This is a genomic window from Streptomyces sp. NPDC090499 (assembly GCF_044769305.1).
Lineage (GTDB): Bacteria > Actinomycetota > Actinomycetes > Streptomycetales > Streptomycetaceae > Streptomyces.
Genome location: NZ_JBIVXP010000017.1, coordinates 64693 through 77382 on the forward strand (window position 1 = coordinate 64693; position 12690 = coordinate 77382).

Below are 12690 nucleotides of genomic sequence, written 5' to 3' on the forward strand. Positions count from 1 at the left end.
ATGAACCGAGCGAACCCGTAAGCACCTAAGACGACGCAATACGGCACATTCGCCGCCAACCGGCAGCAGACGGCCACCTCGAAAGATTTTTTTCGGGGAGAAGCCCCGAGCGGGAACGTTTTCGGGCTGGTTGGATGTTGACCCTGGTACGACAGCTCGTCGAGCTAGAGAAGAGGCGACGTGACTACTGTTCTGACCCCCGCGAGCCACCTGACGGCCGCCGATCGCTGCGACCGCTGCGGCGCCCAGGCATACCTGCGCGTCGTGCTGCTCAGCGGCGGAGAACTGCTCTTCTGCGCCCACCACGGACGCAAGTTCGAGCCGGAACTCAAGAAGATCGCCGCTGAGATACAGGACGAGACGGAGCGGCTGACCTCCGTTCCGAACACCGCCTCCGAAGATGAGCGCTGACCTCTCGCATCCACGACGAGCCAGCTCCGGCACAGGCCGGTGAAGGGCGGCCGCTCCTCAGGGAGCGGCCGCCCTCGTCGTTTCCGCGCCAAGGCCCTCAGGAGCGCCCGTGAGGCCCGCGCGCACCGCTGAGAGCACCTCCGGGGCCAAGTGCCCGTACGACCTCCGAGACGCGCGTGTAGACGCCGGGACTGCCCGGTCGCCCGCAGCCGCTCCCCCATGACACGAGCCCGATCAGCTTCCCCTTGGCGACGAGCGGCCCGCCGCTGTCGCCCTGGCAGGCGTCAGGGCCGCCCCGGGTCTCGCCCGCGCACACCATCGAGCCGGACCGGTAGGTGCCGTCGGGGCCGCCTGGATAGGCCCGCGCACACGTATCGTCCGGCAGCACGTGGAGCCGCGCCGCATACAGCCGGCGCGAGTAGTCGCCGCCGCCCGTGATATCGCCCCAGCCGGAGACCAGGGCACTCGTGCCGGGCGCGTAGGCGGTGTCCCCCCGGGGCGCCATCGCGATGACCGCGCGGCCCGGCAGGGGCTCGGCGAGGGTGAGGACGGCGAAGTCACCGGTGTTCGTGTCCGGGTCGTAGCCGGGATTGATCCGTGCGTCGGCCACGGGGATCTCCTGGCCCTGCGTCCCGAGCAGATCCGTGCGGCCCGCGATGACCTTGAGGTCGCGGACCCGGTCGGACGGCCCGCCGATGACCTCGTCGGCCAGGCAGTGGGCCGCGGTCAGCACGGTGGTCCGGCCGATCGCGACCCCGCCGCAGAACTGACCGGCCCGCGTACCTCCGAACCGGTCACGGCTGGACAGCGCAACCGTCCACGGGGCCTGGGAGACGTCGACGGGGAAGCCGCCGACCACGACGCTGTCGGCGGTGGCGGGAGACGTGGTGGCCAGCGGTATGGCCGTGCTGACAGCCGCCAGGATCAGCGGCCGGATCAGGGCCGGGGCAACAGAACGGCGCATGCACGCTCCTCACTCTGGGTGGGGCTGGGACACCCAGAGTCATCCAGCGCACCGCGACCCGCAGCACGAAGGCCCGGCCTCCGCGGTGGGAGGCCGGGCCTTCGACGCCTTACGACCGCGATCTAGTCAAGGTAGTCGCGCAGCACCTGGGAACGCGACGGGTGGCGCAGCTTCGACATGGTCTTGGACTCGATCTGGCGGATGCGCTCACGCGTGACGCCGTACACCTTGCCGATCTCGTCGAGGGTCTTCGGCTGACCGTCGGTGAGACCGAACCGCATGGAGACGACGCCCGCCTCGCGCTCGGACAGGGTGTCCAGCACCGAGTGCAGCTGCTCCTGGAGGAGCGTGAAGCTGACGGCGTCGGCCGGGACGACGGCCTCGGAGTCCTCGATGAGGTCGCCGAACTCGCTGTCGCCGTCCTCGCCCAGCGGGGTGTGCAGGGAGATGGGCTCACGGCCGTACTTCTGGACCTCGATGACCTTCTCGGGGGTCATGTCGAGTTCCTTGGCCAGCTCCTCCGGGGTGGGCTCGCGGCCCAGGTCCTGGAGCATCTGGCGCTGCACGCGCGCGAGCTTGTTGATGACCTCGACCATGTGCACCGGGATACGGATGGTGCGGGCCTGGTCGGCCATGGCGCGGGTGATCGCCTGGCGGATCCACCAGGTGGCGTACGTGGAGAACTTGTAGCCCTTGGTGTAGTCGAACTTCTCGACCGCGCGGATCAGACCGAGGTTGCCCTCCTGGATGAGGTCCAGGAAGAGCATGCCGCGGCCGGTGTAGCGCTTGGCCAGGGAGACCACCAGACGGAGGTTGGCCTCCAGCAGGTGGTTCTTGGCACGGCGGCCGTCCTCGGCGATGATCTCCAGCTCGCGCTTGAGCTTGGGGGCCAGCTTGTCGGCGTTGGCCAGCTTGTCCTCGGCGAACAGACCGGCCTCGATGCGCTTGGCGAGCTCGACCTCCTGCTCGGCATTGAGCAGGGGGACCTTGCCGATCTGCTTGAGGTAGTCCTTGACCGGGTCGGCGGTGGCACCTGCCGCGGCGACCTGCTGCGCCGGCGCGTCGTCCTCGTCCTCGTCGGACAGGACGAAGCCCGCGCTCTCGGTGCCCTCCGGCTCCTCGGCGCCCGCCTTGGCCTCCTCGAGGACCTCGTCCTCAAGGATCTCGGCGTCGTCCTTCTTGGCGGCGGTCTTCTTGGCCACCGTCTTCTTGGCGACGGCGGTCGCGGTCTTCTTCGCGGCTGTCTTCTTGGCGGCGGGGGCGGCCTTCTTGGCAACGGCCTTCTTCACGGGCGCCGCCTCCTCGGCCGGGTCGTCGGCGACGGCGGCGGGCGCCACGGCGGGGGCGGCCGTGGCGGTGGCCTTCCTGGTGGTCACCGTCTTCGCCGCGACCGTCTTGGTGGCGGTGCGCTTGGCCGGACTCTTCGCTGCGACGCTCTTACGGGTGCGCTTGGGCTCCGCGGCACTGACCATCAGCGTCACACCCTCTTCCTCAAGGATCTGGTTGAGGCTGCGCAGTACGTTCTTCCACTGAGTGGCCGGAATCTGGTCAGCTTCGAAGGCCCGACGCACATCGTCGCCGGCGATCTGCCCCTCAGCCTTTCCCCGCTCAATGAGAGCCATGACAGAGACGGACTCGGCGATCTCCGGCGGGAGCGTACGGGATGTGCTGGCCGACACGAACAACCTCTCGGAACGTTGGAAAACGGCTTCCGGCCCCGTCCGGGACGGACTGGAGCCGACCGCCGGCTTGGGGATGGGCCGACGGCGCGGGCGAGGGCCGGGAAGAAGAACAGCGCCATGAATGGCGTCCGTATTCCCTCCGCGGCTGTCACCTCTTAGGTCATCGCGTTGTTCGCAAGAGCGTTACGCCCAATCTACGTGGCCCGAGTCACACCCCGTAAGCGCTCAAAAACGGTCAGACATGGGCAGAGGTTGTCGTTGATGATCTCTCCGGGCCGTTCGGACCACTTCCGAGCCTGCCACACGGCCGCCGCACGACCGGCCTGGTCCTACGACCGGTCCGGTCGTACGACCGCCGCGGGACCTGTCGCACCACCGTCCGCCGCGCCCGGACCGCGCCCGGCCCCGCCGTACCGCCGGGCCCCGCCGGAGCCCTGAAGGATCCGGCGGGGTCCGGCGGCGGCCGGCGGAAGCGGGTTCCCGAACCGACGGCGCCCCGAGAACGCGGGGCTGACCGAGCACACCGCTCTCGACGCGGGTCAGTGCTCGCGCGGAGCAGGCACCACGCGCTCCACCTCGGGGTGGACGGTCAGCAGCTGGCGCATGGCCGACTCGGCCGCGGTGCCGTCACCGGTGCCGAGCGCGTCGACGATCCGCGCGTGCTGGGCCAGGGACGTCTCGTTCGGCCGCTCACAGCCGGTGACCGGGCCGCCGGACACCTGGAGGGCCGCCGACACGATGCCGGAAAGGTGTTCCAGCATGCGGTTGCCGGCGACCTGGATGAGCAGCGAGTGGAACTCGGCGTCGGCACGCGAGAAGGTCAGCGCGTCGCCCTGCGCCATGGCGTGGCTCATGATCTCGACCATGTCGCACAGGCGCTGCTGGACGTCCTCGCGCCCGTGCCCGGCGGCGAGACGGGCGGCGAGCGGCTCGATCGTCCAGCGCAGCTCGCTGAGCTCGCGGCGCTGGTCGTCACGCTGCGGCCCGAAGGCCCGCCATTCGATGATGTCCGGGTCGAGGAGGTTCCAGTCACTGACGGGACGCACCCGCGTGCCGACGTTCGGGCGGGCACTGACCAGGCCCTTGGCCTCCAGGACCCGGAGGGACTCACGGACGACGGTGCGGGAGACCTCGAAACGCTGGCCGATCTCCTCGGGGACCAGGGGCCGGTCCGCGCCCAGGTCGCCGGAGACGATCATCTGACCCAGCTGTTGGACGAGTTGACCGTGCAGTCCGCGGCCGCGGCTGCCCGCGGCGCGCCGGCCCACACGGCCCAGCTCCGGATCCGCGCCCTCCCAGGCGGGCGTGCCGACCCGATCGGTGGCGGGGACCTCCGCATAGGGATAGCGGTCGAGTTCGCCCGGGCCGACCAGACCAGAGTCTGCGGAGCGGGCGGCGGTCATCATGGTGTGCGCAAGGGTACTCACGGAACCTTTGTCGGCGCTGCTTCCAACTCCCTTGAGGTCTTTGGTGAAAAGCACACGAAAGGGTGATCGCTCACCCCATCGCAATTGACGCCTTATCGGAAAGAAATGGCCGTTCTGCGGGGAGTTGTGTGCACGGCGGGATCGCAAGCGCCCGCTCTGCGGTCATCGGGGTCTGGTCCGCAGGGTGCTGAACAGATACGCGCAGACCAGCGCCGCCAGCGACAACGCCAGTGCGGCGCCCACAGGTTGGGCCAGCACACGGGCCGCGCCGACCAGATACCGCTCTCCCCCGAAGGGCCACTTCAGCAGGAACGTCTCCCGCATCCGCATCGGGAATCCGGCGGCCATCCGCACCCCCGTCCCCTGCACGGCCCTGTGTACGACGGGCACGACGAGCACGGGTACGGCGAGCACCGCGGCGAGACCGGCCGTGGTGGACCGGAAGACACCGGCCGCCAGTACGCCGGCCCAGGCGCAGCCGACGACCAGGGCGAACCAACTCGCGGTCAGCGAGATCCAGTCGGCGGGAACCTGTGCGAGCTCCCGTCCGTAGACGAGGTAGAGCACTTCGGCGTCACAGCCCAGGGTGAGGAACGAGAGCAGTACCGCGGTCGCCCCGGAGACCAGCAGCTTCGCGGTGAGCAGCCCCAGCCGACGCGGCACCGTGCCACGGTCCGAAGCCAGCGCGGGGTGACGGAACTCGTCTCCGAAGGCCAGAGCCCCGAGCAGTCCCGCGCCGAGCGCCGCAGGGGGCAGCGGCAGTTCCCGCGGCCAGGCGGCGAACAGCCGGGCATGCGGGGTGTGTCCCACCCGGGCCAGCAGTACGGCGGTGAGGGCGGACACCAGCAGTACGGCACCGCAGGTGAGGAAGCCCGTGCCGATACCGGCGGCCCGGCGGAGTTCGTAGCGCAGGGGGCGGAGGGGGCTGCGGGCCGGGCGGACGGAAATGGGGGGCGGAAGCGGGGAGAGCGGGTCCGGCTCGCCGGTGACGCCGTCGCGGTGCGCGGGGGCGACCGGCGGCGGGGCGGACTCCGCACCGGTTGCCGGAGCCTTACGGGGTTCCGGCTGCGGGTGCCCGGCGGGCCGTTGGACGGCGGGGGTTTCGGCGGCGCCCGCGTGAGTGGCGGGCCGGGTTGCGGGAGCGTCCGCGGATACGGCGCGGATCGGCGGCTCATCGCTGACAATCTCGGCGGACACGGCGTCGCCCGAGAGCCGGTCCGCAGGAGCGTCGGCGGACACCGCGCGGGTCGTCGGCCGGGCCACGGCGGCCACGGCGTGGGCCGACGGCCGGGCTGCCGGGGCCTGGACGGACACCGGACGGCTCGGCGACTCGGCGGACGTGGCGGCCGGTGGCTGGGCGGGCACGGTAGGCGCTGTCCTGGTCGCCCCGGCGTGACCGGAGGTCCCGGCGGAGCCGAGGGGGGCCGACGGCTTCGCGGGCGAGGGGGCGGTCGAGGCAACGGCCGACGGCTTGGCCGCCGCCGGGGCGGGCAACTCGCCCGGGGCGCGCACGCGGGTGGCGTGCTCCGTGTCCGGGGTCGCCGGCGCAGACGCGACGGGCGGGGGGCCGGTACGGCCCACGACGGTGGCGCAACACTGGGCTTCAGCCGCGTCGCAGGGTTCCGCTGCGGCCGTCGGCCGGCTCCGGCCCGGCTCCTGGTCGGTGGTGCGCGGCTGCTGCGCGAGGCCCGGCACGACCCCGGGCTGTGGCCCTCCCAGCTCCGTCCTCGGCTGCGGTGCGACCGCGTGCGTATCCGCGTCCGCGTGCGTACGCAGCTCCGCGGACGTGTCCGCCTCCGTGCGCAGCTCAGAGGTCGGTGCGTCCTGCCGGCCGGCCGCAGGGGGCGCTTCCTCGGCCGGTTGCCGATATGCCGGCCTGGCATCCTCCACGGCGGTCTGCTCACCCGCGCTCTCGGCACCTCGCCACTCGCCCGCTGGCCACTCCTCCTCGGCGGCAGCCGGTTCCCCGCGGTCCGGCTCCGACCGGACCGCCTCCGGTGCCTCTCCCGCCTCCGGCACGTCCTCCGTCGGGGGCTCCGCCCCGGCGCCTGCCCCCATGTCGCCTGTCTCGTCGGCGAGCTGGTGGACCAGGATGCCGTGACGGAAGGCGGTCTCGCCGACCTCGGCGGTCGAACTGCCGTACACGGAGAGACGGTTGCCACCTTCCCGTACGACCTCCACCGAGCGATGGGCGGTGCGCGCCTCCTTGCTGAGCGCGGCGGCGAGCCGATCGGCGTGGGGGCTCCGGACGGCCACACGCGGGCGGAGTCGGGTACGGGCGAACTCGCCGGCCTCCTGGTCCGCAACGAGCCTGCCGCCCTCCAGGGTGACGACCCGGTCGGCGACACCGACGGCCTCCTTGGGGTCGGCGGTGGTGAACAGAACCGTGCCGCCCTGCGCCGCGTGCGCCCGGAGCATGCGGTGCAGCCAGTGGGCTTCACGGGTGGGGAGGCCGTCCGCGGGTTCGTCCAGGACGAGGGTGTGCGGGTCGGCGAGGAGGGCGCAGGCCAGGCCGAGCCGGCGGTCCATGCCGTGCGACAGCGTGCCGAGGCGCTCCTCGCGCAGGCTGACGAGCCCGACCGCTTCGAGCACTTCGTCGGCGCGCCGGGCAGGTACCCCGGCCGCCGCGCACAGCATGCGCAGATGACCGCGGACGGAGCGGGACGGATGACCGGGGACGTCGCCGAGTACCACGCCGACCTCGCGCGAGGGGTGGGCGATGCGGTGCAGGGGGCGGCCCCTGAAGTAGGTGAGGCCGCGGCCCTGTTGGAGTTCGAGCATCAGTCTGAGCGTCGTGGTCTTGCCTGCACCCGCCCCGCCCAGGAGTGCGGTGACGCGCCCCGCGCCCGCTTCGAAGGTCACGTCGTCGACGGCGGGCGGGTGCGCCTTGCGGGGGTCGCTGGTCAGTCCGAAGGCCTGGATCACCTTAGGGAAGATAGCGCGGAATGACCGTTTTTCCGGGTATAGAAGGTTTTAACCCCGCCCAAGTTCGCGCTGTCGGACGGTCACACCTCGGGCCGAAGCATCGGCGGGTTGAGCAGAGTGGCCCCGCCGGCCCGGAAAAGCTGGGCCGGACGACCGCCCTGACGGGTGGTCGTACCGCCGGTGGGGACGAGGAAGCCGGGGGTTCCGGTCACCTTGCGGTGGAAGTTCCGCGGGTCCAGTGCCACCCCCCACACCGCCTCGTAGACCCGGCGCAGCTCGCCGACCGTGAACTCGGGCGGGCAGAACGCGGTGGCCAGGGACGAGTACTCGATCTTGGACCGGGCCCGTTCCACCCCGTCGGACAGGATCTGGGCGTGGTCGAAGGCGAGCGGCGCGACGGGCTCGCCGTCCCGGCCGTAGCCGCCCTGCGCGAGCAGTTCCTCCACCGGCGCCCAGCGAGCGTTGCTGGCGTCGCCGCCCGCGCGCGGTGCGGGGAGGTCGGGGGCGAGGGCGAGGTGGGCGACACTGACCACACGCATCCGCGGGTCGCGCTTGGGGTCGCCGTAGGTCGCCAGCTGCTCCAGGTGGGCCCCGCCCTCCTGCGCGGGGGCGTCGGGGTCGTGAGCCCGCAGCCCCGTCTCCTCCGCGAGTTCGCGCGCCGCCGCCTGCGACAGGTCCTCGTCGGCCCTCACGAAGCCGCCCGGCAGCGCCCAGCGCCCCTGGAACGGCGACTCGCCCCTGCGTACCGCCAACGCGCACAGGGCATGTCGGCGAACGGTCAGCACGACCAGGTCCACGGTGACGGCGAACGGCGGAAAGGCTGACGGGTCGTAGGGCATGCGGTGATCATAGTCGTCTGCCTGACGATAAACACTCCCTTCGGTACTCACTCCGACGGCTGATCCACTTCGCTCCGGTATCCGCCTCCGGTATGCGCCTCCAGTACGCGCCTCCGCTCCTTCCGGCATGTGTTCTCCACTCGGTCGTCCTTTCGCCGCGGCCATGACGCCGTAGGGGCTCGTTTCTCCGGGTAGGGGCTCACACCCCCAGCTGCAGGCCGTCGGCGGCCTCCTCGACCATGGCCAGACCGAGTCGGCTGACCCGCACCGAGAAGGGAACACCGGCCACTCGCAGCCCGGTCAGGCCGAGCTCGCCCAGGGGCGCGCTGTGGATCGGGCGGAGGGTGACGGTGCCTGCCGGGGCGTCGGGGCGGATACCGGCGAGGGTGGTGAGGAGCAGGACCCCGGCTGCGGCAGCAGTGGCCGCCGGGCGGCAGGCCGCGGGATGCGGAAGGGGAGCGCTTCCCTCGCAGCGCTGTTCTCCGGCGAACATCTCCGGCAGCCGGTGACCGAAGTGCTCGGCCGCCGCGAGCAGGCCCTGCAACAGCCCGCCCGACTCCTTCTCGTAGCCCGCGGCGGCCAGCCCGGCGACGGCGAGTGCCGTCTCCTGGACCCGGACGGCGCCGGAGCGGTGTCCGAACGGGCTGTGTCCTGCCTCCTTTGCGCCCAGGCCGCGCAGTCCCCACCCCGAGTCCATGGCCGGCCCGCCGAGCAGCCGGGCGAGCTGCCCGGTCTGCACCTTGTCGAGCAGGCCGACGGCGAGTTCACCGGCACCGAGCAGGCCGGTGTCGAGAAGGTGCACGGCGGTGGAGCCGAGGTGGGTCAGGGGGCGGCCGTCCGGGGTGAGGGCCGCCGCAGGACGGCCGCCGCCCCGGTCATCGACCCAGAAGTCCGTGCGGAACGCCTTCCTCAGCTCGGCAGCCCACTGCCGCAGCCCGGCGCCTCCCGGCCGCCCGCAGGCGTCGAGGAGGTCGGCACCGAGCAGGGCGGCCCGGTGGGCGTGGGCCTGGGTCTCGCCACGCGTGGGACCGCCGGGATGCGGGTCGCAGAGGTATGTCCGGTCGCCCACCGTGGTGCGCAGCCAGGTCAGGCAGCGCTCAGCGGCGGGCAGCAGTTCCCGCGTCTCCTGTTCCGGGAGCCCCCAGCGGCGGGCCTCCGACAGCAGGACGGGAAAGAGCAGGGTGGCCTCCGTCCCCGTGCAGCCCGGTGGCAGGTGCGCTCCGGCGTCGCGGAGCGGGCCGGGGATCATGCCGGTCCGCGGCCCCGGACCGCGGAGCTGGGTGCGGGCCAGGGTGCGCAGTGTGCCGGCGGCGAGGCGGGTGCCCAGGGGCAGGGTCATCCGGGCGGCGGCGAGCGCCTCGGCCGGTGCCAGACCACAGCGCCAGGGCGCCCCGGCGGCGAGATAGCTGTCGGAGGGATGCGCGGGGTCGCGGAGCAGCAGCGCCTGGAGGTCGTCGATGCTCGCCCTCAGCAAGACGGTGGCCCTCGGGTCGTCGCCCGTCGCTCTGGCCGGTGCCAGCGGGCTGGTCGCGGCACGTCCCACGGCGCGCAGGGGGCTCGCGCCATCCGGGCGCACCCGTAGCTCCACGCTCGTCGTGCCACCCGGCGGCAGCTCGAACTCCCAGCGCAGCAGTCCCGCCGAGGCCAACGCGTCGGACGGTGGCGGGTCCGCCGTGACCGAGGCGTTGCCGGTGGCGGTGGTCCAGCGGAGGCCGGAGTCGTGGACACTGGCCCGGAGCTCGGGTCCCGGGACGCCGGAGGCGATGGCGCTCAGGTCTGCCAGATCCGTGCCCAGGGCCGCCTCCAGAGGCAGGCGGAGGGGGTGGGGTGCGCAGTTGCGCAGGATGATGCGCTCCGTGCCGTCGGCGTGCCGGATCCGTTCCACGACGACGTCCGGATCCGGTCCCGCCGCCGGGGAGGCCCGGAGCGTGCCGACGAAGCGCGCGGAGTCGGCTCCCGTCATCCGGGCCTGCACGGCGAGCGGTTCACGGCCTGCGACACGGACCTGGCAGCGCGCGAGCAGCCGCCGGCCCGCGCGGTAGAACCCTTCCAGCCCCTGGCCGGTCAGCTGACCGTGTTCCGCGGAGATGGCGAGGCCGGGCAACGCGACGCAGATCAGGGCGGTGTGCGTGGGCGGCAGGCCGTCGACGCGCCCCGGGCCCCGTGGAACCGGGCGGGCGGGGGTGGGCCGGGGTGCTCGGTCGCGCGGCTGTGCGGGGCCGAGGCTGCCGTCCGCCGGCGGCGGCCAGGTCGGCCCGTCCCGCAGGCGGCGGTTGTCGGTGGCAGTGGAGGGCGGGGTCGGCTGATGCATGAGGAGGCTTCTTCCGTGCGCGGTGCGCCCGTGCTGTGCCGGGCGCCGGACGGCGGGCTCCGGAGGGACGGACGGCGGCACGGCCCGTCCAGGCGTTCCGCCACTCAGGTGAACGGAGACGGACTCCTCCTGGTCACGCCTCCGGCTACCGAAGCCGATCGGATGTGCGTACGGTGCCGCGTCGTTCACTCCGGACGGCCTGCGCCCCGAGCCGCACGCATGCTGGGTCCGGCGGGCCGATGCGGCGTCTGCCGGAGCGGGGGGGGGCCACGGTGCCGCGCCCCTGCGGCGGGGATCCGCGGGACCAGTTGCCGACATCACAGGCCCGGATCCGGCCTGCTGCCGCCCACAACCGACCCTCGTCGGTTCGGCCCCTCTCGATGTTCGTTCGTCACCCCTCGCTGTTCGTTCGGCCTCCCTCGCTGTTCATTCGTCCCTCTCGTTGCGGCCGGTCCCGGGTCGGCCACCCTCCTGTGCGGCCCGGCCGCCGGTCTCAGTCCGCTCCGCCTTCTCCGCGGCACGCGTGCGCGTGCGGCCCGGCCCGCCGTCGCCCGGACGAGTGCGCGCCGAGCGCACCTGCCGCGGCCGGGCTCCGGCCGGCCGCGACCGTCGGTGGTCGGCGGTGTCTCCGGTGCGTGGCGGGCGGCCGCGCCGGGTGCCGGATCCGGCGGTGGACGAGTCGCTGCCGTCGTGGTGATGCGGACCGGCGTCGCCGACCGATGCGGTGCCGTCCGCTGCGGTGTCGTCCGCTGCGGTGTCGTCCCACGGCACGCGGCCGACGCGGTCCGTGGGTTCCGTGCGTTCCATGTACTGCGTGGGCTCCGTGGGCTCCAGTCCCACGCGCTCTGTGGGTTTCGAGGGTTCCGTGCGCTCCGTGCGCAGGCAGCGGCGGATCGACTCCGGGTCGATGCCCTCGTTGCAGGCCTGGTGGAGCAGCTTGGCGAAGAGGTAGTCGGGGTCCGCGCCCAGGGCCATCGCGAAGGCCTCCCGTGCCTCCAGGTCGTCGCCGGTCGACCAGGCGACCCAGCCGGCCAGCGTGAGGGGAGCGGCAGCGTGTTCGCCGTACGGGCCGACGCAGCGGCGGGCCAGGGCTCGCCACAGTCGCAGGGCAGGTCCCGCCTCGTCACCCTCCATCCAGGCAGCCGCGCGGTCGCGGGTCGTACGGTCCTGCAGCCCGAGAATCAGCGTCGCGGCCTCGCTGTGGGAGAGCAGGGTGTCGTCGCGGACATCCTCCTGGTGGGTGCCGGACACGGGCGCGGCTGCGGCGTACCGGTCGATGACCCGCCCGGCGAGGGCGAGGGTCTGCTCGGCCACGTCCGCCCGGAACACGTCGTCGAGGATGCGGGGCACCAGTGCCATGCCGGCGCCGTCCAGGGCGATCTCCTGCTCGAGCACGGCGCCGGTCTCCCAGGGCAGCAGCCTGGCCCGCAGTTCGCGGAGACTGCCGCGGACCTGGATCCCGGCGTAGGTGGCGGCGGCCGCGAGCACCGAGGTGCCGGGCAGGCCCATGGGGGCGCCCTCGGGCGGACAGCATGCGTCGGTCGGGCAGCAGTACGACCAGAAGCGGCCGTCCGAGACGCAGAGTGCCTCGATCACGGGCACGTCGAGCCGACCGCACTCGACCCGCAGCAGCTGGGTCAGCGGCGCGAGCCGGCGCATCACGTCCCGGCCCGATTCGCCGGGCGCCGGTTCCTGGCAGACGTAGGCGACCATCTGCTCGGGCCGGGCACCCCGGCGCGCGCCGCCGGTCACCAGCCCCTGTGCGAGCTGGCGTGCGGCCGACTCCCAGTCGTCCTTGTGGGCGGGGATACCGAGCCGCGCGCGTCCGCCGAAGCGGCCGCGACCGGCCCGGTCGTGGAGGGCCACCAGCACCATGCTGTCCTCGGGGCGGTACCCGAGCAGGTAGGGCAGCGCGTCGGCCAGTTCGGCCGGGGTGCGCAGGGTGACCTGGGTGTCGTGGGCGGACGGCCCGAGCGGGACCGCGCCTCGGGTGATGTCACCGTTTTCGGATGGTCCGGTGGTTTCGCTGTGATTCGTCATGCGCAGACGATCTCGCGGATCCCGTGATTCCGGTTTGGCCTGTGGATAAGTCAAATCAGGGACACGACAAAGCCGTCTCCGGTATCCACAG

The 12690-nt window shown here is 72.8% G+C and carries 8 protein-coding genes; 1 reads left to right on the forward strand and 7 read right to left on the reverse strand.

From position 1 onward, the window contains the following. The first annotated feature begins 180 nt into the window (after nt 1-180). A complete protein-coding gene (locus ACIQVL_RS40185) occupies nt 181-411 on the forward strand; it encodes a hypothetical protein (RefSeq protein ID WP_351326738.1) in 231 nt (76 codons plus the stop codon). A gap of 97 nt (nt 412-508) precedes the next feature. Here ACIQVL_RS40185 and ACIQVL_RS40190 read toward each other — a convergent pair whose 3' ends face one another. The 7 genes from ACIQVL_RS40190 to ACIQVL_RS40220 form a co-directional block, all read right to left on the reverse strand. Beyond that, a complete protein-coding gene (locus ACIQVL_RS40190) occupies nt 509-1375 on the reverse strand; it encodes a serine protease (RefSeq protein ID WP_403439269.1) in 867 nt (288 codons plus the stop codon). 122 nt (nt 1376-1497) lie between these two features. After that, nucleotides 1498-3054: an RNA polymerase sigma factor gene (locus ACIQVL_RS40195; protein WP_403439271.1), complete on the reverse strand. Its 1557-nt coding sequence runs from the start codon at nt 3052-3054 to the stop codon at nt 1498-1500. Between the two features lie 542 nt (nt 3055-3596). After that, on the reverse strand, nt 3597-4484 hold the full coding sequence (locus ACIQVL_RS40200; RefSeq protein ID WP_403439273.1) for a FadR/GntR family transcriptional regulator: 888 nt from the start codon (nt 4482-4484) through the stop codon (nt 3597-3599). 162 nt (nt 4485-4646) lie between these two features. Then, nucleotides 4647-7409 (reverse strand): ATP-binding cassette domain-containing protein, encoded by a 2763-nt coding sequence (locus ACIQVL_RS40205; protein WP_403477898.1) that lies wholly within the window; start codon nt 7407-7409, stop codon nt 4647-4649. A gap of 80 nt (nt 7410-7489) precedes the next feature. Beyond that, nucleotides 7490-8248 (reverse strand): NUDIX domain-containing protein, encoded by a 759-nt coding sequence (locus ACIQVL_RS40210; protein WP_093498678.1) that lies wholly within the window; start codon nt 8246-8248, stop codon nt 7490-7492. Nucleotides 8249-8447: 199 nt separating this feature from the next. Continuing rightward, nucleotides 8448-10559 carry a glycogen debranching N-terminal domain-containing protein gene (locus ACIQVL_RS40215; protein ID WP_403477899.1) on the reverse strand — a complete coding sequence of 704 codons (2112 nt, stop codon included), beginning with the start codon at nt 10557-10559 and terminating at the stop codon, nt 8448-8450. 426 nt (nt 10560-10985) lie between these two features. Continuing rightward, nucleotides 10986-12599, reverse strand: a complete 1614-nt coding sequence (locus ACIQVL_RS40220) for a DUF4192 domain-containing protein (protein ID WP_403477900.1) — start codon at nt 12597-12599, stop codon at nt 10986-10988. Nucleotides 12600-12690: the final 91 nt, after the last annotated feature.

What these genes read in the sequence shown, in the direction of transcription:
- ACIQVL_RS40220 (WP_403477900.1), bottom strand. Translation starts at nt 12,599, where the DNA reads ATGACGAATCACAGCGAAACCACCGGACCATCCGAAAACGGTGACATC.
- ACIQVL_RS40215 (WP_403477899.1), bottom strand. Translation starts at nt 10,559, where the DNA reads ATGCATCAGCCGACCCCGCCCTCCACTGCCACCGACAACCGCCGCCTG.
- ACIQVL_RS40190 (WP_403439269.1), bottom strand. Translation starts at nt 1,375, where the DNA reads ATGCGCCGTTCTGTTGCCCCGGCCCTGATCCGGCCGCTGATCCTGGCG.
- ACIQVL_RS40210 (WP_093498678.1), bottom strand. Translation starts at nt 8,248, where the DNA reads ATGCCCTACGACCCGTCAGCCTTTCCGCCGTTCGCCGTCACCGTGGAC.